At 65.3% G+C, this 25,400-nt stretch carries 19 protein-coding genes; 10 read left to right on the top strand and 9 right to left on the bottom strand.

Going from position 1 to position 25,400, the window contains the following annotated elements:
- Positions 1 to 16 precede the first annotated feature (16 nt).
- The 4 genes from FG486_RS07655 to FG486_RS07640 all read right to left on the bottom strand — a co-directional run bounded on the left by FG486_RS07655 (position 17) and on the right by FG486_RS07640 (position 9,537).
- Positions 17 to 5,509, bottom strand: coding sequence for an AMP-binding protein (locus FG486_RS07655; RefSeq protein ID WP_181267120.1), 5,493 nt, complete (start codon positions 5,507 to 5,509; stop codon positions 17 to 19).
- 197 nt (positions 5,510 to 5,706) lie between these two features.
- Positions 5,707 to 6,789, bottom strand: coding sequence for a serine hydrolase (locus FG486_RS07650; protein WP_066282292.1), 1,083 nt, complete (start codon positions 6,787 to 6,789; stop codon positions 5,707 to 5,709).
- Positions 6,790 to 6,993: 204 nt separating this feature from the next.
- A complete protein-coding gene (gene nadB, locus FG486_RS07645; protein WP_181267119.1) occupies positions 6,994 to 8,598 on the bottom strand; it encodes an L-aspartate oxidase in 1,605 nt (534 codons plus the stop codon).
- Positions 8,599 to 8,601: 3 nt separating this feature from the next.
- Positions 8,602 to 9,537, bottom strand: coding sequence for an ATP-binding cassette domain-containing protein (locus tag FG486_RS07640; RefSeq protein WP_181267118.1), 936 nt, complete (start codon positions 9,535 to 9,537; stop codon positions 8,602 to 8,604).
- Positions 9,538 to 9,793: 256 nt separating this feature from the next.
- Between FG486_RS07640 and FG486_RS07635 the strand changes: the two genes are divergently transcribed.
- The 4 genes from FG486_RS07635 (at position 9,794) to msrB (ending at position 13,756) form a co-directional block, all read left to right on the top strand.
- On the top strand, positions 9,794 to 10,132 hold the full coding sequence (locus tag FG486_RS07635; protein WP_023839107.1) for a P-II family nitrogen regulator: 339 nt from the start codon (positions 9,794 to 9,796) through the stop codon (positions 10,130 to 10,132).
- Between the two features lie 15 nt (positions 10,133 to 10,147).
- Positions 10,148 to 11,617 carry an ammonium transporter gene (locus FG486_RS07630; protein WP_082751153.1) on the top strand — a complete coding sequence of 490 codons (1,470 nt, stop codon included), beginning with the start codon at positions 10,148 to 10,150 and terminating at the stop codon, positions 11,615 to 11,617.
- Between the two features lie 318 nt (positions 11,618 to 11,935).
- Positions 11,936 to 13,174 carry a cytochrome P450 gene (locus FG486_RS07625; protein WP_181267117.1) on the top strand — a complete coding sequence of 413 codons (1,239 nt, stop codon included), beginning with the start codon at positions 11,936 to 11,938 and terminating at the stop codon, positions 13,172 to 13,174.
- Positions 13,175 to 13,252: 78 nt separating this feature from the next.
- Entirely contained in the window at positions 13,253 to 13,756 is a 504-nt protein-coding gene (msrB, locus tag FG486_RS07620) for a peptide-methionine (R)-S-oxide reductase MsrB (RefSeq protein WP_181267116.1), read from the top strand.
- 37 nt (positions 13,757 to 13,793) lie between these two features.
- On the opposite strand, the gene FG486_RS07615 is transcribed toward msrB, so the two are convergent.
- The 4 genes from FG486_RS07615 to FG486_RS07600 all read right to left on the bottom strand — a co-directional run bounded on the left by FG486_RS07615 (position 13,794) and on the right by FG486_RS07600 (position 16,556).
- Entirely contained in the window at positions 13,794 to 15,173 is a 1,380-nt protein-coding gene (locus FG486_RS07615; RefSeq protein WP_066276502.1) for a DEAD/DEAH box helicase, read from the bottom strand.
- Positions 15,174 to 15,503: 330 nt separating this feature from the next.
- Entirely contained in the window at positions 15,504 to 15,704 is a 201-nt protein-coding gene (locus FG486_RS07610; protein ID WP_066276497.1) for a zinc-finger domain-containing protein, read from the bottom strand.
- 55 nt (positions 15,705 to 15,759) lie between these two features.
- Complete coding sequence (locus FG486_RS18355) at positions 15,760 to 15,969, bottom strand: putative signal transducing protein (protein ID WP_181267115.1); 210 nt, start codon at positions 15,967 to 15,969, stop codon at positions 15,760 to 15,762.
- Positions 15,966 to 16,556 carry a pyridoxamine 5'-phosphate oxidase family protein gene (locus FG486_RS07600; RefSeq protein ID WP_181267114.1) on the bottom strand — a complete coding sequence of 197 codons (591 nt, stop codon included), beginning with the start codon at positions 16,554 to 16,556 and terminating at the stop codon, positions 15,966 to 15,968. The genes FG486_RS18355 and FG486_RS07600 overlap by 4 nt, the downstream gene beginning before the upstream one ends.
- An 80-nt stretch (positions 16,557 to 16,636) precedes the next feature.
- On the opposite strand from FG486_RS07600, the gene FG486_RS07595 reads away from it, so the two are divergent.
- From FG486_RS07595 to FG486_RS07570, 6 genes are all read left to right on the top strand, one after another.
- Positions 16,637 to 17,281 carry a queuosine precursor transporter gene (locus tag FG486_RS07595; RefSeq protein ID WP_066276480.1) on the top strand — a complete coding sequence of 215 codons (645 nt, stop codon included), beginning with the start codon at positions 16,637 to 16,639 and terminating at the stop codon, positions 17,279 to 17,281.
- Positions 17,278 to 18,174, top strand: coding sequence for an acetylglutamate kinase (gene argB / locus FG486_RS07590; RefSeq protein ID WP_181267113.1), 897 nt, complete (start codon positions 17,278 to 17,280; stop codon positions 18,172 to 18,174). The genes FG486_RS07595 and argB overlap by 4 nt, the downstream gene beginning before the upstream one ends.
- Positions 18,175 to 18,254: 80 nt before the next feature.
- Positions 18,255 to 18,545 (top strand): YggT family protein, encoded by a 291-nt coding sequence (locus FG486_RS07585; RefSeq protein ID WP_066276473.1) that lies wholly within the window; start codon positions 18,255 to 18,257, stop codon positions 18,543 to 18,545.
- A gap of 60 nt (positions 18,546 to 18,605) precedes the next feature.
- Positions 18,606 to 19,508, top strand: a complete 903-nt coding sequence (folD, locus tag FG486_RS07580; protein ID WP_181267112.1) for a bifunctional methylenetetrahydrofolate dehydrogenase/methenyltetrahydrofolate cyclohydrolase FolD — start codon at positions 18,606 to 18,608, stop codon at positions 19,506 to 19,508.
- Positions 19,508 to 20,263, top strand: a complete 756-nt coding sequence (locus tag FG486_RS07575) for a hypothetical protein (RefSeq protein ID WP_181267111.1) — start codon at positions 19,508 to 19,510, stop codon at positions 20,261 to 20,263. The genes folD and FG486_RS07575 overlap by 1 nt, the downstream gene beginning before the upstream one ends.
- The gene (locus FG486_RS07570; protein WP_181267110.1) at positions 20,260 to 20,880 is read left to right on the top strand and encodes a MarC family protein; all 621 of its coding nucleotides are present in this window, start codon (positions 20,260 to 20,262) and stop codon (positions 20,878 to 20,880) included. Before FG486_RS07575 ends, FG486_RS07570 begins: the two co-directional genes overlap by 4 nt.
- A 794-nt stretch (positions 20,881 to 21,674) precedes the next feature.
- Here FG486_RS07570 and FG486_RS07565 read toward each other — a convergent pair.
- A complete protein-coding gene (locus FG486_RS07565; RefSeq protein WP_181267109.1) occupies positions 21,675 to 25,250 on the bottom strand; it encodes an autotransporter domain-containing protein in 3,576 nt (1,191 codons plus the stop codon).
- Between the last annotated feature and the right edge of the window lie 150 nt (positions 25,251 to 25,400).

Here is a 25,400-nt window from a genome sequence, read left to right as displayed (position 1 = left end):
GGCGATCGTGGTGCGGTCAATCCCTGGGGAGGGTGGAAGTGCTGGCCCAATATTCGAGCAGCTCGTCGCGGCTGCGCAGGCCCATCGCGGGCAGGGCGTGGTTGACGACATAGGTCGCCCCGGTGTGCCGGTTGTCCCACATCGCCTGATGCGCCTCGGGCAGGCCGTCCCAGTCGACGACCAAGGGCTCGGTGACGCTCAGCAGCCCGCCCGCGATCATATTGTTCATCACCGTCACCTCGTGCGCGTTGCACAGGTGCGTGCCGAAGATGTTGGCAGTCGGCATGATGATGCGGCGCTGCCGGGTCCAGACCTGCGGCGCGTAGAAGGTGTAGCGGCGGCCCGCCATCTCCTCGGCATAGACCACGCGGCCGCCAAAGGGTTTCACCAGCGAGGTCGACACGCCGAGCGAATCCTGCCCGGCGCGCTCGATCACCAGATCGGGCACGCCGCGCGGATTGCCGGGCGATCCCAGGATCTTGCCGATCGCGGTGCCGAAGGGCTTCATCGTGTGCTGCTGATAGCGGCGCACGCCTTCCTTGAACCGCTCGATATCCGCGCGGGCATCGGGCAGGCGTGGCAGGCTGTCGGGCCAGACGAACTCGGCATCGCGACGCTTCAGCCCTTCCAGGCTGATAATGCCCTCGACCGATTCCTCCAGCCCCAAGGATTGCAGGAACTCGCGCTGCCCGTCGGTGGTGGTGACGATCACCGTGCGCGCCTTGTACAGCCGCGCCGCCTCGATCATCTCCAGCCCCAGCGGATCGGCAAGATCACGGCTGCCCGGGCCGTAATAGAGCAGCACCGATTCGCCACCACGCAGCTGCGCGCGCGCCAGCATGTCCGACGGTGCGGCGCTGCCAGGCTTGCCCATGAAGCTGAAATGATAGCCCGAGGATGCCCCGTAAAAGGCGAGCGTGCCATGCTCCTCGAGCAGCTGGAAGCTGCGCGGAAAGGCGCTTTCGCCAGCATGGCTGACGACGAAATCGGCGAGCCTGCCGCCGTTCATGCGGCGATATTCCTCGAGAATGCCTTCGCCTTCGCGCTCCCATGCCCTGGCCGCTTCGGGGTCGTCGGGCACGGGGGTGAAGGCTCCGGCAAAGCGCGGGTCCTTGCGGTTCAAGGCACCGACCGCGCCCTGTTCCCTGACGAAGGCCGCGCGGCTGTCACTCGAGACCATGCCCGTCGCCTTGAGGCCCGACTTGATGCTCGATTTCAGCGCATCAAGCCCGGTGCCGGTGGCCGATCCCTCGACGAAGATCGTCTTGCCCGGCACGATCTGCAGCGTGGTGAACAGGCAGCGGGTGATCGTGCCCAGATTGAGCACATAGCTTCCTGCCTGTTCGAGCGTCAGGTCGGGCGGCACGCGGTGCAGCTGCGGCCCCTGGACGTTGAGGAACTGGGCATGGCTGCCGGTCTTCGTCTCGTATCCCTGGATCGCGAAGCCCGCGAACATCGGGTCGTCGCCCGCTTGCGGTGACAACAGGTCCGAGGTGCCCGAATAGACGACCACCAGGTCGCCGACGCGCAAGCGCCCTTCGGCCTTCACCTCGCTGCCCAATGAGGCGACCAGCGCCAGCCCGCCTGACCCTGTAATCTGGACGTCCTCGTCATGCGCGTCGAAGGGGGAGACGGGAATGCCGGTGAGCGCCCAGATATCGTTGAAATTGACCTCGCTGGTCAGCATGTAGACCAGAGCCTCGTTGGGCTCGGGCGCGACCACGGGCACGATATGCTCGCGCTCGTGGCTGGCGGGCGGGCCAAAACGGGGCGCGCCGGTATCGGGGTCGCGGCTGATGCCGAAGGCGAGCTGCTTGGGCGGGATCGCGGTGACCCCGGGATAGAAGGGCGCGCCGACGGGGAGCAGCTGGCCGTTCGCGATCATCGCCGCCTTGTTCGCCTCATGCTCCTCGTCGATCCACACGCCGTTGCGCCGGACGGGCAGCGGCGGCGATTGCTTGTCCATGAACTGGCGGATGCCGGTCTTGCCGCCTTCGGGATCGATGATCGCCTCGGCAAAATGCTCGCCCTCGCGCTTGAGCCCTGCGGCCATGCCTTGCGTCCAGCCAGTGCGCACCGCATCGAGCGCGCGCCTGCCCGCCTCGCCGCGACCGGCCCAGTCGAGCTGCTTGAGGATGCGTTGGAGAAACGCGTCCTCGAGCACCGCGTCGAGATCGATATGCGCGGCATGCGCCCAGCGCTTGGTCATCGCCTTGCGATCGGCAAAAGCCTTGCCCAGCGTGCTTTCCGCGCCGTGCCGCGCATAATCGCGCACCATCGCGTGCGCCATGCTCAGCACATCGTCGCTGCCATCGGCGATCTGCTCGATCGCGCCCAGCTCGAGCGCTTCCTGCGCTCCGATCGCGCGGCCGCCCAGGATCAGGTCGAGCGCATCGCGCAGGCCATCGGCAGCGCGGCGTTCGGCGAGCAGGCGCGGCAGCCGCTGCGTCCCGCCATAGCCGGGCAGCAGCCTGAGGTTGATCTCGGGCTGGCCAAAGCGCGCCACGGGCTCTGCAATGCGATAATGGCAGGCGAGCGCGAATTCCATCCCGCCGCCCAGCGCCACGCCCTGGATCGCCGCGATGCACGGCTTGCCCATCGTCTCGATCTTCGCGAAGGCCAGCTGCGCATTGTTGGGCAGCACGCCGGCTTCCTCGACGCTGTTCACCTCTTCGAGCATCTGGCGGATGTCCGCGCCCGCAACGAACGAGGCGGTGCCCTGGCCTGTAAACACCACCGCGATCACATCGTCCTTGCGCGCGAGATGCTCGACCACGATGACCAGCTCGTCGATCGCGCGTTCGTTGAGCGCATTGACCGGGGGGTTGGTGACGGTGACCGTCGCCACACGCCGGCCGTCGCCCAGATCGTTGTACTGGATGAGGAAATAGCGATAGCGCTCGAACAGCGCCTGATCCTCGGCGAGCTGCTGCTTGCGCTGCCAGGCGGCGACGGCGGCTTTCAGCGCATCGATGCTCTCGGGATTGCGCAGCGTCGAGGTGTCGCCGATATCGCCGCCCTCTACGATCGCGCGGACCATGCGGCGCATGTACTTGCCCGAGCGCGTCTCGGGAAATTCGGCGACCTCAAGGAAATCCTGCGGCACCGCGACCGCGCCCTTTTCGGTGCGGACTAGGTCGGTGAGGCGGCGGCGGTCGTCCTGGGTGAGCCTGCGCCCGGCAATCGTGGTGACGAACGCGATCGGCGTCGCCCCCTTTTCGCGGTGCGGCGCGCCGACGACCAGCACATTGCCCACCGGCGATCCCGGATCGAGCGTCTTGTCGCGCAGGATCGCGCCCTCGATCTCCTCGGTGCCGATGCGATGGCCCGACACGTTGATGACATCGTCCGACCGGCCATGCAGCGAGAACGAGCCGTCCTCGTGCCGGATCGCGAAATCGCCCTGGGTGTACGCCCAGGTGCCCTTCCACCGGCCCCAATAGGTGCTGGCGTAACGGGCGGCATCCCCGCGCCAGAGCGGGTTGACGCGGATGCCGCCCGCGACCTCTTCGAGAGCAAACTGCTCGGCATCGCCCCAGATGGTGCGGGTGAGATAGGGATAGGGGAGCGCGATGACAATCTCGCCCTTCTCGCCATTTTTCGCGCGCCGCCAGGCGACGCCGCCCGGCTCCTCGCGTTCCAGCCCGAATTCGAGATCGGGCGCGTCGGGGTCTTCGACCCAGACATCGCCGACGATCCAGGGCAGCGGATAGGTGTGCGCGTCGGGACGCAGCGGGAAATCGCCATTGCCGTAGAAATGCGTCCAGGCGATGCCGCCATGCTCGGTCGCCCAGTAGCTGTTGATATACCAGGGGGTGACATGCTCCATCGCGAAGGCCTGGACCGAGGGCGAGGTCGGCTCCGCGCAGAAGGTCGCGACCTTGAGCGAGGACATGTCGTACGCCTGGATGTCCTTCAGATTCTCCGGGTCCTGCATCACGCTCTTCAGGAAGGTGACGCCCGCCTTGAAGATCTGCACCTTGTGCCGCTCGATGATCGAGGCGAAGCGACCCGCATGCGGGAAGACGGGCGAGCCTTCGGTGATGATCGTCGTCACCCGGCACAGCAGCGATCCTGCGATCAGATAGCTCTGCCCGGTGATCCAGCCCGGATCGGCGACGACGAACATGACATCGCCGGGCGCGGCATCGAACGCCACCGGCATGGTCGCGGCGACACCGGCGCAATAGCCGCCATGCACATGCACGACGCCCTTGGGCTTTCCGGTCGAACCCGAGGTATAAATGATGAAATTGGGATATTCGGCATCGACCGGCAGCGGCTTCGACACCGCCCAGATCGCGCGGACGAAATCGGCATCGGGCAGCGCGAGCAAAGCCGCCTCATCGGCGACATCGAGCCCGAGCGCGCGCGCGGCGTCCAGTATCTGCCCGAGCGCGGCTGCAGTCAGGTCATGGCTCCAGTGGTCGCGCTGCGCGTTCCACACCAGGTCGGGCTGCGCGGTATGGCGCACCACCACCACCGCCTCGACGCGCGGCGGCGAATCGACCAGGGCAGACGCGATCGCCATGCGCAGGTTCGCCGCCTGCGCGGCATTGAGCGCCGAGCCCTGCGCCAGATCGTCGAGCGCGCGCCCGACGCCGCGCATCACGTCCGACCGTTCGACCGTGACCTCGCCGTCGAGCAATTCGGTGACCGCATCGGTGATCGCGCCGCGCACCTTGTCATCGGCCTCGTTCGCGGGATCGTTCAGCGCGCCGGCGAGCAGATCCATCGCGGTGCCCACGCCGATGAAATTGTCGAGCGCAGGGTCGGTATAGCTCGTCTTGAACGGCACCATCTGCGCGTTGCGATAGCTGCCATCGGCGGTGATGACGATGCGCGCGCCCGCATCGGCGATGCGATCGGACAGGGTCTTGTCGCTGAACCCACCGAAGACCGGGGTGTAGATGATGCCTGCGCGCTTGGCGCCTTCGGTCCAGTAGATCTGCGCCGGGATCGACGGCATGTTGAGCGCGATGCGGTCGCCCGCCTTCAGGCCCAGACCGGCCAGCGCCAGCGAGCATTTCGCCGCCTCCAGCATCAATTGCTTGCGCGACACGGGAAAGCAGTCGACCGGTCCGCCGCGCCCGTTGTCGCTGGACATGTTCCAGCGGTCGCCCTCGAAGATCAGCGCGGTTTCCGCGCCGTGCCCGGCGAGCACGTGTCGGTCGACCTCGTTGAAGCCGCTATTGGTGAACGCGCCCTCGAACCAACGCCAGTTGGGCGGGTTGTCGGCATTGAGCCCGCGCTCCCAAGGGTTATAGTCGGCCGGCAGGTCGAGACTCAGCGGCGCGCCCGTGGTCGCGTCCCAGCCGGTCCATGCACCGGCATCGCGGTCGAAATAGCCCCAGGTCTGGAGGTCGGGCAGATACCAGCAGATCGACGATCGCGCCTGGTCGCCATGAAAGCCGCCCGGATCGGCGATGCACGCGTTGCGCATGGCGGTCCAGCTGGCCGAATCGGTCAGCGGGTTGGCGCGCGGCGGAACGGCAGGCGATGCCACCATCTGGGGGGCGGTCAGAGGACGGGCCTGGACAGGCAGGTGGGATGGGGGAACGACATGAGTTCGCAGCTCTCCTGCCGTCCCGGTCTATCGCGATTCCCAAATCGCAAATGCCGGATGCGGCGAACGAAACAAATGTCTCCCGTCCTTCGGATAACACAATGTTTCGTGAAGCGGTAGCGCTGATTACCGCGCGCCGATCAGCGCTGGTGCCAGCGCCCCACCGCGCGCGACACCGCCTGCATCAGCTGCATGCGCGCCGGGATGCTCGCCGTGGTCTCGGCGAGCATGACCGCTACGGCATAGCGGGTCCCATCAGGCGCGGTCATGATGCCGACATCGTTATAGCCGGTCGACACCGGGGGCAGATCCTGCCCGGTCCCGGTCTTGTGGAGGAACTGCCAGCCCGCAGGAACCCCCGCTTTCAGCCGATTGGGTCCGCTGCGTGTACGGCCAAGCGTGTCGAGCATCAGCCGCGTGGAGCTCTGCGAGAGCAACTCGCCGCGTGCCAGCCGCGCGAGCGCATCGACAATGCCTTCGGGGCTCGCCCCGTCGATCGGATCGGCGACATAGGCCGACAGCAGATTGCGCCGCCGGTCGAGCGGGACGCGCTCGCGCGCCGCCTGGAAGGCACGCCCGGCCGAGAGTTCCTGCCGCCATTCGACGCCGGCGATCGAGCTCTGCAGCAGGCGCTCGCCAGGACCGAAGCGGATGTTGGCAAGGCCCTTGCGGCGGAGGAAATCCTGCACCGCAGCCGGACCCCCGGCGGTACGCAGCAGCGCATCATTGGCGCTGTTGTCGCTGGCGGTGAGCGCCTCGTTGATCAGCGAGCGCACCGTTTCGCGCACCACGCCCTCGCGCGACACGCGTGCCGCAAGGGGCTGGTGAAACAGGGTCAGGTCATCGGGTGTGATCGTCACCTGCTGATCGAGCGTCAGTTCACCGCGATCGACCTTTTCCAGGACGGTCATCGTTACCCAGAGCTTCGAGACGCTCTGCTGCGGGAACAGCTCGCCGCCGCGCTGGCCCACCACCCAGTCGCCATCGATGCGGCGCACCGCGATGCCGGTCTTGCCGGGAAAGGTGCGCCAGAGCTCCTGCAGTTCATCGCGCAGCCCCTGCGGCACGACATTGGCGGCGCGCGGCGCGAGTGGCGGCGGCACCGGCTGAACGCGCGCGGGCGCAGGCGGCGCGGGGCGCGGCTGCGCAACCTGTTTCGGCGTCGATACGCATGCCGACAAGGCAGCGGTGGCGAGGATCAGGACCAGCGGACGGGCGACCATGCAGGGCTTTCTAGCAGCATCTTCGGGTTGGCGACCATGCGGACTGACAGATGTATCCGCGCTGAAGCGGTCTAGCCACGGGTTCCGCATGCCGGGCCGCTTTTGCGGCGAACCCGGCGTTGGGCGCGATGAGCAGTGCCTTTCCCTCGCTATGGCGCGATAGCAGCACTCTCTCCTCCCCCATCAAGGGGGAGGGCTTTGGGGTCAGGGAACCAGCACCGTATCTTCGGCCACCGGCAGCAGGTCGGGATAATCGCTGTTATAGTGCAGCCCCCGGCTTTCCTTGCGTTCGAGCGCCGAGCGGACGATCAGGTCGGCGACCTCGATCAGGTTGCGCAGCTCGACCAGATCGGGAGTGACGCGGAAATTGCCGTAATATTCCTCGACCTCGCTGCGCAGCAGTTCGATGCGATGCCGCGCCCGCTCCAGCCGCTTGGTGGTGCGCACGATGCCGACATAGTCCCACATGAAGCGGCGGATCTCGCGCCAGTTGTGCTGGACGACGACCTCCTCGTCCGAATCGGTGACGCGGCTCTCGTCCCAGGGCAGGATGGCGGGCGGCGGGCCGAGCTCGTCCCAATGTTCGATAATGTCCTTCGCCGCCGCATCGCCGAAGACGAAGCATTCGAGCAGGCTGTTGGATGCGAGCCGGTTCGCGCCATGCAGCCCCGACTGGCTGACCTCGCCCGCGGCATAGAGCCCCGGCAGGTCGGTGCGGCCGTTGAGATCGATCAGCACGCCGCCGCAGGTATAATGCTGCGCGGGCACCACAGGGATCGGATCGCGGGTGATGTCGATGCCGAGGCCCAGCAGCTTGTCGTAGATCGTCGGGAAATGGCCCTTCACGAATTCGGGCGGCTGGTGGCTGATGTCCAGGTGCACGTAATCGAGGCCCAGCCGCTTGATCTCGTGGTCGATCGCGCGCGCGACGACATCGCGCGGAGCCAGTTCGAGCCGCTCGTCGAAATCGCCCATGAAGCGATAGCCGGTTTCGGGGATCAGCAGGTGCCCGCCCTCGCCGCGCACCGCCTCGGTGATCAGGAAGTTCTTGACGTCGAGATTGTAGAGGCAGGTCGGGTGGAACTGCATGAACTCCATGTTCGAGACGCGCGCGCCCGCGCGCCAGGCCATCGCAATGCCGTCGCCGGTGGCACCCCTGGGCGCGGTCGAGAACAGATAGGTGCGCCCCGCCCCGCCGCTCGCCAGCAGCGTCGCGCGCGCGGTCAGCGCCTCGACATGGCCGGTCGCGCGGTTGAGCGCATAGGCCCCCCATATCCGCTTGTCGCCCGCAGGCGAGACGCGGTGCCGGTCGGCGATCAGGTCGATCGCGACCATGTCGGGCAGCAATGTGATGTTCGGGTTGGCGAGCGCCGCGCGCTCGAGCGCCTGCTGCACCGCCCAGCCGGTGGCATCGTCGACATGCACGATGCGCCTATGGCTGTGCCCGCCCTCGCGCGTCAGGTGCAGGTCGTCGGCATGGTCGCCGCTGCCGCCGTTGCGGTTGAACGGTACGCCGAGATCGACCAGATGCTGGATCGCCGCCGGAGCGTTCTCGACCACGAACTCGACCGTCTCGCGCCGGTTGAGCCCGGCGCCCGCGACCATCGTGTCCTCGATATGGCTTTCGAACGTGTCGCCTTCCTCGAGCACCGCCGCGATGCCACCCTGTGCCCAGGCGGTCGATCCGCCCGAAATGTCACCCTTGGCGAGCACCAGCACCCGGCAGTGCCGCGCAAGGCTGAGCGCCGCGGTGAGCCCCGCCGCGCCCGATCCGATGATCAGGACATCATGCTGCTTGCCCCCCGCCATGGCCTAGGCCGCCGCCTTGGTGAGGTTGAGGAACACGTCTTCCAGGTCCGGCTCGCGGGTCGAGACATCGACAATATCGTATCCGGCGGCGCGCACGCGGGTCATCACCTGGCCGGCATTGAGCCGGTCCTTGCTATAGCCGATTTCGATCACCCGGTCGGTGAGCTTGCTGACCTTGTCGAAATCAGGATCGGAGGGCAGCACGACCACATCCTGGTCGAGCGTCAGCACGATCAGCTTCTCGCGCGCCATGCCGACCAGCTCGGCCGTCGGCTTGTTTGCAATCAATTTGCCATGGTTGATGATCGCGATGCGATCGCACAATTCTTCGGCTTCCTCGAGATAGTGCGTGGTCAGCACGATGGTGACCCCGGCGCGGTTCAATTCGCGGACATAATCCCAGAGCTGCTGGCGCAGATCGATATCGACGCCCGCCGTCGGCTCGTCGAGCACCAGGATCGGCGGCGAGTGCACCATGGCTTTGGCCACGAGCAGCCGCCGCTTCATGCCGCCGGAGAGCGTGCGGGCATAAGCATTGGCCTTGTCCTCCAGCCGCACCGCGCGCAGCAGCTCGGCGGTGCGCCGCTCCGCCTTGGGTACGCCGAACAATCCGGCCTGCAGCTCGAGCGCCTCGGCGGGGGTAAAAAAGGGATCGAACACGATTTCCTGAGGCACGATGCCGATCGAGGCCTTGGCGTTGCGCGGATCGGCATCGATGTCGAAGCCCCAGATGCGCGCCGACCCGGAGGTCTTGCGGACCATGCCCGACAATATGTTAATCAGCGTCGATTTGCCCGCGCCATTGGGGCCGAGCAGGCCGAAAATCTGCCCGCGCGGGACATCGAAGCTGACGCCGTCGAGCGCCAGCTTGTCGGGGGCCTTGCCTGCACCCGCATAGAGCTTGCGCAGATTGTCGATCGATATGGCAGCTTCCGTCACGAAAAGCGGATTAGCCGCACGGGCAACCGAGCGCAAAGGGAAAGGTGCACCTGCCCGTGATGTGTGCAGGTGCAGCACAAATGCTGCCTAAATTTTACGCACCGCTTCGCATGTGCACAAATTTTGAGCGCGCCTGCCTGCCGCGCGGTTAGCGATTCATTAGGAATCGCCCGATTCCAGCATTTGGCACGTGGCTTGCGTAGCTTTGCTGCGGTGACGGGGCCAACCCCGCAATAAAATAACCAATGGGGGCGTAATGAAATTCATCATTGCCATTATCAAACCCTTCCGGCTCGACGAGGTGCGCGAAGCCCTTACCAGCCTGGGCGTCGCGGGCATGACCGTGACCGAAGTCAAGGGCTTCGGCCGCCAGAAGGGCCAGACCGAAATTTATCGCGGTGCCGAATATACCACCAACATGGTCCCCAAGCTGAAGCTGGAGATCGCGGTCAGCGACGATATCGCGCCGCAGGTGGTCGAAACCATTCAGGCAGCCGCCAACACGGATTCCATCGGTGACGGCAAGATCTTCGTTTTCGACCTGGCGGCAGCGACGCGCATCCGCACCGGCGAGACCGGCGACACGGCACTGTAAGGGGAAAGGGGAATGATGAAACCTTTGCACAAGATTGGCGCTGTGGTCGGAACGACAGCGCTTAGCGTATTCACCGCAGCCCAGGCCTGGGCTGCGACCGCCGCCCCGGCTGCAGAAGTGGTCGAAGAGGCCGTCACCGCCGTGGCCGAAGGCCCGATCAAGGCCCCGACCGCCGAGCAGATGGCGGGCATGGTCGACAAGGGCGACACCACCTGGATGCTCGTTTCGGCGGTGCTGGTGCTGATGATGTCGATCCCCGGCCTCGCGCTGTTCTATGGCGGCCTGGTGCGCACCAAGAACATGCTTTCGGTGCTGATGCAGGTGCTGACCATCGTGTCGGTCGCCGCGCTCGTCTGGGTCAGCTGGGGCTACAGCCTCGCCTTCACCAGCGGATCGCCCTATATTGGCGGCCTGTCCAAGGCGTTCCTGGCGGGCGTCGACGGCACCACCTTTGCCGCGACCTTCTCGAACAACGTCTATATTCCCGAGCTGGCCTTCGTGGTGTTCCAGATGACCTTCGCATGCATCACGCCGGCGCTGATCGTCGGGGCCTTTGCCGAGCGCGTGAAGTTCACCCCGCTGATCATCTTCACGGTGCTGTGGCTGACGCTCGCCTATTTCCCGGTCGCGCACATGGTGTGGTACTGGGCTGGACCGGACTTCCTGCCTGACGCGCCGACCGACACCGGTCTGCTCTGGGGCATGGGTGCGCTCGACTTCGCCGGTGGCACCGTGGTGCACATCAATGCCGGTATCGCAGGGCTCGTCGGCTGCCTCGTGATCGGCAAGCGCCTGGGCTACCGCACCGAGAACATGCCGCCGCATTCGCTGGTGATGACCATGATCGGTGCCTCGCTGCTGTGGGTGGGCTGGTTCGGCTTCAACGCCGGCTCCAACCTGGAAGCCAATGGCGTCACCGCCGTCGCCTTCATCAACACCTTCGTCGCCACTGCCGCCGCCACCGTCGCCTGGGCCGTGATCGAACAGATCGTCCACAAAAAGCCCTCGTTGCTGGGCGCTGCCACCGGTGCGGTTGCAGGCCTCGTCGCCATCACCCCGGCTTCGGGTCTGGCCGCGCCGATGACCTCGATCCTGCTCGGCTTCGCCGCCTCGATCGTCTGCTTCTTCTTCGTCACCACGGTGAAGAACAAGCTCGGCTATGACGACTCGCTCGATGTGTTCGGCGTGCACTGTGTCGGCGGCATCATCGGCGCGATCGGCACCGGCATCGTCGCCGACCCGGCGCTCGGTGGCCAGGGCTTCTTCGACTACACCGTCTTCCCGGCAGGCGTGGGCGAATATGACATGGCCGCACAGGTCATCACCCAGATCAAGGCGGTGGGCATCACCATCCTCTGGTCGGGCCTGGTCTCCGCCGTGCTCTTCTACGCACTCAAGTTCACCATCGGTCTGCGTCCCTCCGAAGAGGTCGAGCAGGCCGGGCTCGACATCTCCGAACATGGAGAGCGCGCCTATAACTACTGATTTCACGAGTTTGGTCTGCGGCGGGAACAGCTAGCACCCGGCGCAGACCTCCAGAGGTTCCTCCTGCGAACTGACAACTCAAGGCCGGGATGGCAACATCCCGGCCGTTTTTTTGCGTTCGTCGCCAAGGCCTTGCCGATGGCTCGCGGCGCCTTATCGGTTTCAGATCGAAACCCTATTGACAAAGCTGTCAGCAAGGTGAGACCTTCCGTCCGACAGATCGCGAGAACGCGGCACCTGCGGGGACTTCGCAAGCCCCGGTCCCGGACGACATTGCACCGGACCCTGTCGGGCCGGGTTGCATCGAAGGAGAGAGCCATGGCCACCGTTTTGAAAGAACCCGGCGCCGCGCTGAATTACGACATGAGCGATGCCAGCTGGTATGTCGAAGACCGCTGGCAGGAGCCGTTCCGCCAGATGCGCGAGCTCGATCCGATCCACTGGACCGAAAACGGCATGTTCGGCAATTTCTGGAACGTCACCAGCCACAAGGCGATCCAGCATGTCGAGGCCCTGCCCGAGATCTTCTCCTCGTCCTACGAACATGGCGGCATCACGCTGGCCGACCGGATCGATGACGGCACCGAGCTGGTGATGCCGATGTTCATCGCGATGGACCGGCCCAAGCATACCGGCCAGCGCCGAACCGTCGCGCCCGCCTTCACCCCGACCGAGATGAAGCGCATGTCGGACGACATCCGCCGCCGCACCGCCGAGATTCTCGACGGCCTGCCCTGGGACCAGCCGTTCGACTGGGTCGACAAGGTCTCGATCGAGCTGACCACGCAGATGCTCGCGATCCTGTTCGACTTTCCCTGGGAGGACCGCCGCAAGCTCACCGAATGGTCCGACTGGGCGGGCGATATCGAGCTCGTGCACAGCGAGGAGCTGCGCCAGGAGCGGCTCAAGCACCTTTACGAGATGGGCGCCTATTTCAAGAAGCTGTGGGATGCCAAGATCAACGCCGAGCCCACGCCCGACCTCATCTCGATGATGATCCATTCGGACGCGATGAGCGAGATGGACGAGTTCGAGTTCATGGGGAACCTCATCCTGCTGATCGTCGGCGGTAACGACACGACGCGCAATTCGATGTCGGGGCTGGTCTATGGCCTGCAGCAATTCCCCGACCAGCGCGAGAAGCTCGAGCAGAATCCCGAACTGATCCCCAATGCGGTGCAGGAAATCATCCGCTGGCAGACCCCGCTCGCGCATATGCGCCGCACCGCGCTCGAGGATTACGACCTGTTCGGCAAGACCATCAAGAAGGGCGACAAGCTCGCCTTGTGGTACATTTCGGGCAATCGCGACGAGAGCGTGTTCGAGGATGCCGACAAGATCATCGTCGATCGCGAGAATGCGCGGCGACACCTCGCGTTCGGCTATGGCATTCACCGCTGCGTCGGCGCGCGCCTTGCCGAACTGCAGATCGCCATCCTGCTCGAGGAAATGGCCAAGCGCCGGATGCGGGTGAACGTGCTCGAGGAGCCGGTGCGCGTGCGCGCCTGTTTCGTCCACGGCTATCGCTCGATGCAGGTGTCCTTAAGCAAATATTGAAGCCGCGTTGGCGGCGCGCGCGTAACTATGGCATCCTGACCGGCGTAACGGGCCGGACGATGACACGGGGACGTGACGATGCAACGACGCGAATTTCTGAACGCCGGACTGCTCGGGGCCGCCGGCCTCGGGCTGTTCGGTCTTGCGAACTTCTCCTTCGGCGCTGCCACCGCGCGCGCCAAGGGCAAGTTCGAGATCACCAAGACCGATGCGCAGTGGAAGCAGCAGCTGACAGCGGATCAATATTATGTGCTTCGCCAGGAAGGGACCGAACGGCCCTTCACCAGCCCGCTGAACAAGGAAAAGCGCGCAGGCACCTTCCTGTGCGCCGGATGCCAGCTGCCGCTGTTTTCCTCCAAGACCAAATATGAAAGCGGCACCGGCTGGCCGAGCTTCTACGCGCCGCTGCCCAGAGCTGTGGGCACCAGCACCGACACGCTGCTCGGCTATCCGCGCACCGAAGTGCACTGCAGGCGGTGCGGCGGGCATCTCGGCCATGTGTTCGAGGACGGGCCGAAGCCTACGGGCCTGCGCTATTGCATGAACGGCGATGCGATGCTGTTCCGGCCGAGTGCCACATAAAAATCCTCCCCGAGCTTGTCTCGGGGAGGATTTAAGATCAACCCACGCGCTTCACGCTGTCCTTGTGCGCGCCGACACGGGCACCACCGCCACCGCCGCCGGGACGGCCACCGCCACCCGAACGACCGCCACCGCCACCGGGACGACGCCGGCGACGATTGCCGCCCTCGCCATCGCGCTTGGGACCATAGTTGCGACCGCCGGACGCGCCGCGCTCGCCGCCGCGACCCTGGGCCGGGCGCTCGGGCGCCTTGGCCGGGGGCGGCAGCTGGGCTGCGGCCTCGGTAAAGCCCTTGGGCAACGGCATCGGCACCGGCTTGACCTTGGTCAGCTTCTCGATGTCCTTGAGCAGCGGCCGCTCGTCATTGCTAACGAACGCGATCGCGATGCCGTCGGCACCATTGCGCGCGGTACGACCGATGCGGTGGACGTACTGCTCGGGCACATTGGGCAGGTCATAGTTGAACACATGGCTGACGCCGTTAATGTCGATCCCGCGCGCGGCGATATCGGTCGCGATCAGCACCTTGATCTCACCATCCTTGAACGCAGCGAGCGCGGCGGTGCGCTGCGACTGGCTCTTGTTGCCATGGATCGCGGCAGACCGGATGCCCGCCCCCGCCAGCACGCGCACCACCTTGTCCGCGCCATGCTTGGTGCGGGTGAAGACGAGCGCGCGCTCGGGCTTGATCTCGCGCAGCTTCAGCGTCAGCAGCGCTTGCTTCTCGCTCTGGCTGACAAAGGTCACGTACTGCTCGACCCGCTCGGCGGTGGTCGATTGCGGCGCGACCTCGACCCGCACGGGGTTGTTGAGGAAGCGCGCGCCAAGTTCGGCAATCGCCTTGGGCATGGTCGCGGAGAAGAACAGGCTCTGGCGCTGCTTGGGCAACATCGAGGCGATGCGCTTCAGGGGCACGATGAACCCGAGATCCATCATCTGGTCGGCCTCGTCGAGCACGAAGATCTCGACATTCTCGAGCGTGATCGCGCGCTGCTCGATCAGGTCGAGCAGGCGGCCCGGCGTCGCGACGAGCACGTCGGTGCCGGCCTGAAGCTTGCGCTTCTGCTGGTTGATTGGCACGCCGCCGAAAACGCAATTGACCGAAAGGTTGAGATAGCGGGCATAGACGCGCATGTTCTCTGCAATCTGCGCGGCAAGTTCGCGCGTCGGCGACAAGACCAGCATGCGGACACCGCGATGGCTGCGGCCCTTGGCCTCCTTGGCCAGGTGATGCAGCGAGGGCAGCGAAAAGGCTGCGGTCTTGCCGGTACCGGTCTGGGCGATGCCCAGCAGGTCGCGGCCTTCGAGCAAGGCCGGGATGGCGTCGCGCTGGATCGGCGTGGGCGTATCATAGCCCTTCGAATCGAGCGCACGAAGGATCGGATCGGCCAGGCCAAGTTCATGAAAATAGGACATATTTACTCTTCAACAAGAGCAACGCGCGAACCTCGCCCCTATCGGGCGGCGCGCGCATTGCGGGGTTCAGAAGCCGCCGGAAGGTTCCGGAAACTTCAGGAAAACGCCCCGCGTGAATTGGGATGTTCGGGAATATAAGCAGCGGGGTTTCAGGACCCGGCCTATCGCCAGCCTGCCCTTGGGGCGGGGCTGGAACGAAGTTCACGCTGCCGGTTCATAAGGGGCATTGGGAAGGATTCCCGTGCCAAGGCGCGCTGCTTGGAGCGGCATATGGTGGAAAGCCCGCGAAATAGCAAGGAAATTCGCGGGACGCCGGAGCGCCTTGGCGAATCAGGCGGCTTCCTGCGCGTCCGCCGGGCCGCCGATCAGCACGAAGCGGCGGTCGCAATAGCCGCATTCGACATAGCCCTTTTCGTCGATCTGTAGCCAGACCCGCGGATGACCCAGCGCTGCGCCACCGCGAATATCGCTGGCGCCATCGCAGGCGACACGGGCAGAGGTGGTGCGGACGGTTTCGGGCGGTGTGATCATGGCTGCGCGATTATCAAAACCGGCGGGCCCATGCAATCGGGCTTTGGTGCAAAGATCAGGCCTGGCCGTGCTTTTCGAGCACGATGCGCGCCTCGGCGGCATCCTCGGGCAGCACCATCAGGCGCGCGGGCGTCATGAAGCCCAGGCCAAGGCCTGCCATGCCGCCATCGAAGACATGCGCGTCGATCCCCTCGGCGGCGAGCGCCAGCCGCGCCATCTCCGCCTCGATCCGGTCGCTATATTCGGCAATCGCCTTGAGACTCACGCCCGATCCGCCGCCCGTTCGGTCAATTCCGGGGCATCGGTGAAATAGCGCGTGGTCGGGGTGGTCGGCAGGCCGTCGATCGAGCGGGTGCGCCCCGCGGTCCTGGCGAGCCAGGCCTCGGGCTCCATCTGCCGGTGCGCCTTCTTCAGCGTCTCGCGCTCGCGTTCCATCTGCATGACCGGCACGCCCCAGCCGCAGCTGGTCTGCACGCTATCGACGCTGATGTCGAAAATCTGCCGGGTTCCGGGCATCAGGGTGAAATGCGCGGCAAGCTCGTCCCACTCCGCATCCTGCGGCAGCACCGGGCGGCCGCGCCCATAGATACGCAGGATCAGCGCCGGATTCTCGAACGCGCAGAACATGATGGTGATGCGGCCATCGGCGACCAGATGCGCGTGCGTCTCGTTGCCCGATCCGCCGAGGTCGAGATAGGCGACGCGCTTGTCGCTGAGCACGCGAAACGCATCATAGCCCTTGGGGCTCAGGTTGATCCGCGCCCCATCGGCCGCGGTCGCGACGAAGAAGATCGGCTGGCGCGCGATGAAGGCGCGGTGTTTTTCGCTGAGCGCATCGGAAAAGTCTGCCATGCGGCGATTGTGAAGCAGTGACCTCGGCGGCGCAAGACCGCCTCTTCCCCCCGGCCCAAAAAGCCGTTACCGCAAGGCCCATGACGACCTCTCCTCCTGCCGGAACGCCCGGCATTCCCCGCTCGCTGTTCGTGCTCTCCGTCTTCTATGGCGGCATGGTATGCCTGGCGGGCGTGCTCGGCAACAAGCAGGTGGCGATCGGTCCGCTGGCGGTCGAGGCGGGCATCTTCGCCTTTCTGCTGCTGGTCGTGGTGTCGAGCGCGATCGCCGAACTGCACGGGCGCGATACGGCGAACAGCCTGGTGAAGTTCGGCTTCGTGCCGCTGCTCTTCTCGATGCTGCTGTCGTGGATCGTCTGGTCGCTGCCGCCCTCACCCGACATGGCGGAAGAGAACGCCAAGGCCATCCAGCTGATCCTGGGCGCGACGGGGCGGATCTGGGCCGCAGGGGTGTGCGCCTATGGCGTCTCGCAGTTTCTCAACGTCTATATCTTTTCCAAGCTGCAGAACATGCCGGGCCGGTTCCTCGCAGTGCGCGGGGTGATCGCCTCGGCGCTCTCGCAGATCGTCGACACGCTGATCTTCGTCACCATCGCCTTTTACGGCGTGTTCCCGATCGGCCAGCTGCTGGTCGGCCAGATGGTCGCCAAGGTCGCGCTTTCGGTCGCGCTGGTGCCGTTCCTGATTGTGTTCTTCGTCCGGCTGGGCAAAAGGCTCGACGCATGAGCGATACCATTCACGATCCCGCGCTGCTCGCCAAGGCAGAGACGCTGACCGAGGCGCTGCCGTTCATGCAGCGCTATGCCGGCAAGAGCTTCGTCGTCAAATATGGCGGCCATGCGATGGGCGATCCCGAGCTGGCGCGCGATTTTGCCGAGGACATCGTGCTGCTGAAGGCGGTGGGCATCAACCCGGTGGTGGTGCACGGCGGCGGGCCGCAGATCGGCGCGATGCTCAAGCGGCTGGGCGTGGTGTCCGAATTCATCGACGGGCTGCGCGTCACCGACAGCGAGACTGCCAATGTCGCCGAGATGGTGCTGGGCGCGATCAACAAGGAACTGGTGACCTGGATCGCGGCCGCCGGCGGCAAGGCGATCGGCATCAGCGGCAAGGACGCCGGTTTTGTCCGCGCGTCCAAGGTCGAGCGCACGATGCGCGACCCCGACAGCAATATCGAGCGCGCGATCGACCTCGGTTTCGTCGGCGAGCCCGAAGCGATCGACTGCACCGTGCTCAAGACCATTTCGGATGCGGGCATGATTCCCGTGGTCTCGCCGATCGGCGTCGGGCCGGACGGCCAGACCTACAATATCAACGCCGACACCATGGCAGGCGCGGTCGCGGCGGCGCTCGGTGCATCGCGGCTGTTCCTGCTCACCGATGTCGCGGGCGTGCTCGACAAGGTCAAGCAGCTGCTCACCGATCTCACGCCGCAGGACATTGCCGCGCTGCGCGCCGATGGCACGATCACCGGCGGCATGATCCCCAAGCTGGAGACCTGCGTCCATGCGGTCGAACAGGGAGTCGATGCGGCGGTGGTGCTCGACGGCCGCGTGCCGCATGCGATGCTGCTCGAAATCTTCACCTCGCGCGGGGCCGGCACGCTGATCCGCGCGTAACCGTTTTAGTCTTGTAATACACCCCGGATCGTCCTAGATATCCGGCCCAAGATCTCCGACAAGCCCATAGCGAGAGACCCATGCAGATCGTGCTCGAAATCCTGGATATCATCCTGCAGGTGGTGACCTGGTTCATCATCATCCAGATCGTGCTGTCCTGGCTGATCGCGTTCAACGTCGTCAGCATGCAGAACGATCTGGTTCGCCAGCTGGTCGAATCGCTGCATCGGATCACCGAGCCGCTCTATCGGCCGGTGCGCAAGATCATGCCCGATCTCGGCATGATCGATCTGGCGCCGATGGTGGTGATCCTGATCGTGATGATCCTGCGCAACTCGATCATCCCCAGGCTCTGGGAACAGTTCGCCTAAAGCGCACATTTCCGCGCTCGGCTGTGGCATTGACGGCCATTTGCCGCTAGGGCCGAGGGCATGACAGCCCGGATCAGCGCCAAAATCATCGATGGAAAGGCCTTTGCGGCCGATTTGCGCGCGCGTCTTGCCGCGCGTGTCCCCAGCTTTGTCGAACAGGCGGGCCGCGCGCCCGGCCTGGCCGTGGTGCTGGTGGGCGAAGACCCGGCGAGCCAGGTCTATGTTCGCTCCAAGCACAAGGCGACGCTCGAGGCCGGAATGCAAAGCTTCGAGCATCGCCTGCCCGCCGAAACCAGCCAGCAGGACCTGCTAGACCTGGTCGCCGCGCTCAACGCGGACGACAATGTCGACGGCATTCTTGTGCAGCTGCCGCTGCCGGACCATATCGACGACAAGGCGGTGCTGGCGGCGATTGATCCGGCCAAGGATGTCGACGGCTTTCATGTCGTCAACGCAGGGCGGCTCGCGGTCGGCGAAGAGGCGCTGGTGCCCTGCACGCCGCTCGGCTCGCTGATGCTGCTGCAGGATGTGCTGGGCGACCTTTCCGGGCTGCACGCGGTGGTGATCGGGCGGTCGAACATCGTCGGCAAGCCGATGGCACAACTCCTTCTCCAGCAGAGCTGCACCGTGACCATCGCGCACAGCCGCACCAAGGACCTGCCCGCCATCGTGCGGCTCGCCGATATCGTCGTCGCTGCCGTGGGCCGCGCAGAGATGGTCCGCGGCGACTGGATCAAGCCGGGCGCGACAGTCATCGATGTCGGCATCAATCGGGTTCCCGGTGCCGAGCCCGGCAAGACCAAGCTGGTCGGCGACTGCGCCTATGACGAATGCGCTGCCGTGGCCGGCGCGATCACCCCGGTGCCCGGCGGTGTCGGCCCGATGACCATCGCCTGCCTGCTGCGCAATACGCTCGTCGCCGCGCACCGCCGCACAGGGCTGAGCGATCCGGAGGGGCTGTGATGCGCTTGGCCGCCGCGAGCCTCGCGCTGCTCACCCTCTGCACCCCGATCGCGCATGCCCAGTCCGGGCCGCCGCCGCGCGAGGATCGGCGCGGGCCGCCGCCGGGGCCTCCGGGGCAATCCTATGCCAATTCGAGCGCGGTGCTCGTCTCCGAGATCGCCTTTGCCCGTCTGGCGCAGGACAAGGGCCAGTGGACGGCGTTCCGCGAAACGGCATCGGACGATGCGCTGATGTTCGTGCCCAAGCCGGTGCTCGCACAGGCCTGGCTCAAGGGCCGCGCCGATCCGGCACAAGCGGTGAAATGGCAGCCGCAAAAGCTGTTCATGGCGTGCGACGGGCGCACCGGCGCCTCGACCGGGGCCTCGCAATTTCCCGGCGGCGCTGTCGGCTATTACACCACCGTCTGGCAGAATCTGGAAAAGCCGCGCGCCAAGAAGCCCGACTGGAAATGGGTGCTCGACCATGGCGCATCGCTGGCGGCACCGCGCACAGGCGACGAGATGATCTCCTCGCGCACCGCCGTGTGCACAGGCAACCCCAAGGCGGCACTCGGCGCCATTCCGTTCGGCCCGCCGCCAAAGGGAGAGAAACCGGCGACCCCGGCGACCAGCGGCGCGCGCGCATCGGCCGATGGCACGATGGTCTGGCGCTGGGACGTGCGCGCCGATGGCAGCCGCACGATCAGCATCGAATTGTGGAACGGCACCGGTTTCGACACCGTGGTGCGCGATGACGTTCCGGCGGAGGCCGCATGATCGAGCTTTTCGTTTCCGCCTTCGTCACCCTGTTCGTGGTGATCGACCCGCCCGGCTGCGCGCCGATCTATGCCAGCATGACCACCGGCGCGAACGCGCAGCAGCGGCGCAGCATGGCGTTCCGTGCGGTGATCGTCGCAGGCGGCATCCTGCTGGTCTTCGCGCTGTTCGGCGAGGTGCTGCTCTCTGCGCTGCATATCGAACTCAACAGCTTCCGCATCGCGGGCGGCATCATGCTGTTCCTGATCGCGCTCGACATGGTGTTCGAAAAGCGCACCGAACGCCGCGAACAGCGCGCGCAGAAGGTGATGGAGACGCCCGAGATCGAGGATGTCTCGATCTTCCCGATGGCGATGCCGATGATCGCCGGTCCCGGCTCGATTGCCTCGGTGATGCTGCTGGTCTCGCAAAATACCGGGCTCGACCGCGCACTGACCATCCTGGCCGCGCTGCTTGCGGTGCTGCTGCTGACCCTGGTCGCGCTGCTGACCGCAGGCCCGCTGATGAAGCTGCTCGGCGCCAAGGCCGAAGCCGTGATCACGCGCCTGCTCGGCGTGCTGCTGGCCGCGCTGGCGGCGCAGTTCGTGATCGACGGGCTGAGGGCCAGTTTTCAGTAAGGTGGTGGGGCGAGGGCGAGGCTCGCTCGTCAAAGGCCATGCTCCGCGAAGAGCGTTACCATCGTCCGTCACCCTGAACTTGTTTCAGGGTCCATTTCTCCCCAAGCAACTTTCGGCTTTTGGGGCATAATGGGTCCTGACACGAGTTCAGGATGACGTTGACTTGCGCAGTTCCCATGACGCGGGGCCTTCGACAAGCTCAGGCTGAGCGGTCGAGTGATAGCCGCTTCTGCGCCTTTTTGAAGAAAAGCTGCCATTCAGCAATCGACCCCATTGCGGACCATGATCAAACCAGTATCTTCATCGTACAATAATGGCAGCCAGGGCGAGGCAATCGATGCCCCTTTATACATACATAATGTCTCACAAAGGGAGCACGAAAGTGTTCCAAGATAGAAGTAGCAACTACACTGGTTTCTTGCTCGAACCGATCGCAGCGATGTTTCCCGAACTTAAGCCTGCTTATGGAGATTTGATGCGAATGAGACCGGCGGCAGTGTCTGGCGCGGCTCGGACTTGGGGTTGTTCTCTGGATGTTTCCGGATCAGTGTTCACGCTTCATGTGGTCGAGACACGCGAATAGCAATTGTATTGGCCGCTTCCCACCCCAATTTCGGACGCCACAAGAGCAGCAACAAGGCCCTGAAAGTGGCCATCCTGCACGCCGAAAATCCCGTGACCACCAGACACAATTGCCGCAATTCCGGTCGCCTCGGCTTGACGCGTTGCCTACGAAAAACCCGCCAGCCTTTCGGCTGACGGGCTTTTGTTGAGGCTTGCGCCCAGGCTGGTGCTTAGAAGCGGACCAGCGCCGAGAGCGAGTATTGCTGCGCCTGGAAGTCCTGGCGACCCACCGTGGTGTCGATCGACGCGGTGAAATCGAAGGTCGGCTGCGAGATGGTCAGACCGACGCCCGCCTCGGCCCAGGTCCGGTCGTCCGAACGATAGGCGAAGGGGAAGCGGCCCGTGGTGCTTCCGGCGAAATTGGCACCGAAGAAGCGGTCGCCTTCCAGCACATCATAGACATAGTCGGCATAGATGTACGGACGGAACACCGCGGTCTTCTTGGCACTGGCCGATGCGCCGACGCGGATCTGCAGGCTGTCGAACTTGTCGCGGTCGATGTCCAGAGCGGGACCGCCACCGATTTCGCGCACGTCACCATAGTTGATATACTGGTACTGTGCGGCGATGCGCGGCGTGAAGACGATCGTCTTGGTCTCATAGGCCTTGGACAGGCCCAGTTCCGCCGTCAGTGCCAGGCTGTCGTCGCTGGTTCCCAGGTTGAAAACGGTGGGACCGACCAGCACCGAACGGGCCGTATCGACCGAGAAGCGGCCAGCGCTGATGCGGCCATCGACGATCAGGCCGCCCGGCGTGGTGACCGCGCCATAGATGCTGCCTTCCAGCAGTTCGCCCGCTACGCTCTGGCCGCGAACGACATTGGCATCGACGTCCGAATAGCTGCCCGAGATACCGAGCACCACGCCATCGCGCGGCAGATATTCGAAACCGCCGGTGATGAAATAGCCGTCGAAGAAGTCGCGACGACCGGTGGTCAGCGCCGTCGGCATCGCCGTGGACTTGCCGTTGATGTAACCGCCGCCCAGATACAGCGCAAAGCTGCTGTCGAGCGAGGTCGAATCGGTCACGGCAGCTTCCTGGCCATCCTGTGCAGCGGCAGCCGCAGCCATCGCGCCCGGAAGCGCCATGCCGTTGGTGGCAGTGGCGGCGATGCCCATCGGCTGGCCGATCATCGCGATCGTGCCGCCCATGTTGCCGGACAGAGCCGACTGCATGCGGGTGCGGTGGAAGCGCGAGCTGGCCGACAGCATGGCTTCACCGATGTTCAGACGGGCCGATTCGGTGAACGGAGCCAGCTGCTCGAACGTCGCCTGGATCTGGGCGGCCGACATCAGGTCGGTGCGCAGATAGACGTCGGCGAAGGTGCGCTCGGCGCTGCGGTTGCTGTCCAGAATGCCCGCATAGGAGCGCTGCACGGCCGAACCGCTGGCGATCACGTTGCGGTACAGACCTGCGGTGATGCGCATGTCGACGGCATTGGCGCTGGTGGTCAGCACCGGCGTCAGGATGGCGCTGATCGGAGCGGCGGAGTTGAACGCCGCCGTGATCGCGCCGCCCGTTGTGACGATGCGGTAGGTGTCGCCATTCTTGATCGTGTAGCCGGACACCGGCGAGACGATCACGCGGCCACCCAGGCTGGCTGCGCCGGTGATCGCCAGGCGATCCGACACGCCGTTGCCGACATCGACCGCAAACTGCGTCGCCGAGGACAGCACGGCGCTGCCGTCGATGGTCAGCGTGCCGATGCTGCCGACGCCGCCCGGCGCGATCGTGCCCATGATGCTGGTGACGAACGGCGCCTGGATGGTGCCGGTGCCGGTCAGCAGGCCAGCCGCAAGCGTGTAGTCACCCACCGAGCGCAGGCGACCGTTGACGTTGACGGTGCCACCCGTCTGGGTGACGTCGATCAGGCTGGAGAGGTTGCCCGCAGCAGCGATGGTGAGACCGGCGGTGTTGGCCACGGTCAGGCGGTCGATAGTGACGACGCTCGACAGCGTGGTGGTGCCGGCGGCGCTCAGGGTCACGTCGAAATAGCGACCGGCCACGCCCGTGCGGTTGTTGGGGTTGATGTTGTTGGGCACGAAATTGGTCGCACCCGGCAGACCGTTGGCCAGCGTCGCGGTGGGCAGCGGTCCGGTGCGGAAGATGCCGCTGCCGTTGCGCTGGGCTTCTTCGGCCAGCTTCTGCAGCGCGGCCAGGCTTTCGGCGCTCGCGGCTGCGCTCAGCGGCGTGCCGAGATCAGCCGTTGCGAGCTGGTTCTGCAGGCCGGCCACAGCATTGTCGCCCGTGCTCAGCGAGTTGATCATGTCCGCGCGGGTCAGCGTGGTCGCGGCCGCTGCCGGGGCAGCCTCGGTCGCGGTGGCGGCAGCGGCGGGGGTTGCCGCAGCAGCCTCGGTGCCGACCGTGGTGTTCAGCGCCACCTGTTCTGCACCGCCGCTCAGCTGACCGTTGAGGTCGGCGCGGCCGATGCCCGAGACCACCGCTGCACCATCGGTGGTGCGAGCGGGCGGCGTGAAGTCGCGGCGGGTCGCCAGATCACGGCACTCGTTGAGGCCCAGGCCCTGGATGCAGACCTGGCCGAAATCGGGATCACCGCCGGCAATGCCGAGGCCCAGACCGGTCGGGATGCCGTTGACCACCTGGCCGCTGGCATTGATGATGTTGTAGTTGGGGTCGAGCGTCGTCACCCAGCGGCTGGCGTCTTCCCAGTTGCCGTTGCCGGCGGCTGCGGTGACATAGCGATAGGGGTTGGTCGCAGCGATATAATCCCAATAGAGATAGAGCGGCTGGTAGAAGCTGGTCGTGCCATAGCTGCTGAACGCCTGCGGGCCGAAGAAGCGGCTGCCGCCCGACAGCACGCCGATCTGCAGGTTCTTGGTCGACAGCGTGTTGCGCGATGCGGTGAGGATCAGCGGACCGCCCGAGTCGCCACCTGCGGTGGTGCCTTCGCCGGGAAGCGCATCGTCGCGGTGGATGTTGATGTCGAACTGATTGGCACCAGCAGTGCCGCGACGCGGATCGTCAAAGTCCAGATTGTAGAGGTTCTGGCCGAGCGGCGGCGTTCCGGGCGCGGCGGGACCGAACAGGAAGTCGTTGCGGTCGTCGAGCGAGGCGAGCGCGCCCAGCATGTTTTCCGCAGCACGGCGGCGGAAGTCGACACCCTGCGTCGCGCCTGCGGTGCCGTTGCCCGAGCGGCCATAGCCGGTGATGGTGACGTGATAGCCGGTGCCGCGAGCCGGATCGATCGTGGTCGGGGTCGGAAGCGGCGAGAACAGCAGCGCCCAGGTGGGGATGCGGGCAGCCGGCGTATCGAGCGTCGCCAGCGCGATATCGGCTTCAAGGAAGCCGAGCGCCTGCGGGTTGAGCAGCGAGCGCGGATCGTACTGGATCTGGCTGATGTTGAACACGTTCAGCGCGGAATTCGAACGGAAAGCATTGGCGGCCCAGTTCTGGAAACCGGGGCGCGCGTCGACATTGAACGAGAAGGCCGCCGGAACGGTGCCGTCGATGCTGCTGTAATCGGTCGCGAGGCGATCGTTGACGCAGTGCGCGGCGAACAGCACGGTGCGCGGATTGATCAGCGTGCCGGTGCAGACAAAGCCGTCGTTGCGGAAGAACATGCCAACGCCGTTCACGCCGCCCGCATTGTCGATAATCTGCGTCGGGGTCTGGTTGTTGTTCGGAACAATGGCGAGCGCCGGAGCGGAAGCCAGCGCGACGGCCATCGCCGTTGCCGCGGTTCCGCCCAGAATTGCCTTGTGAAGGTGGGAGGTCTTGAAGGTCATGAATTTCCCCTGATCAACGTTTTGTTGATCGGGGAAATTAGCTGGAGCGGAACGAAAGGCAACGCAGGCCGTTGAAGTGCGTTCCGATTGTGGCGATCTGTTGCCGCTTTGACACATTTTGTTACAGAAACGGCATGAAAACGGCCCCGA

The sequence above is a fragment of the Blastomonas ursincola genome (assembly GCF_013607875.1).
Classification (GTDB): Bacteria; Pseudomonadota; Alphaproteobacteria; order Sphingomonadales; family Sphingomonadaceae; genus Blastomonas; species Blastomonas ursincola.
Note: the sequence above shows the minus strand (reverse complement) of the source record. Positions and strands in the feature narration are given on the sequence as shown.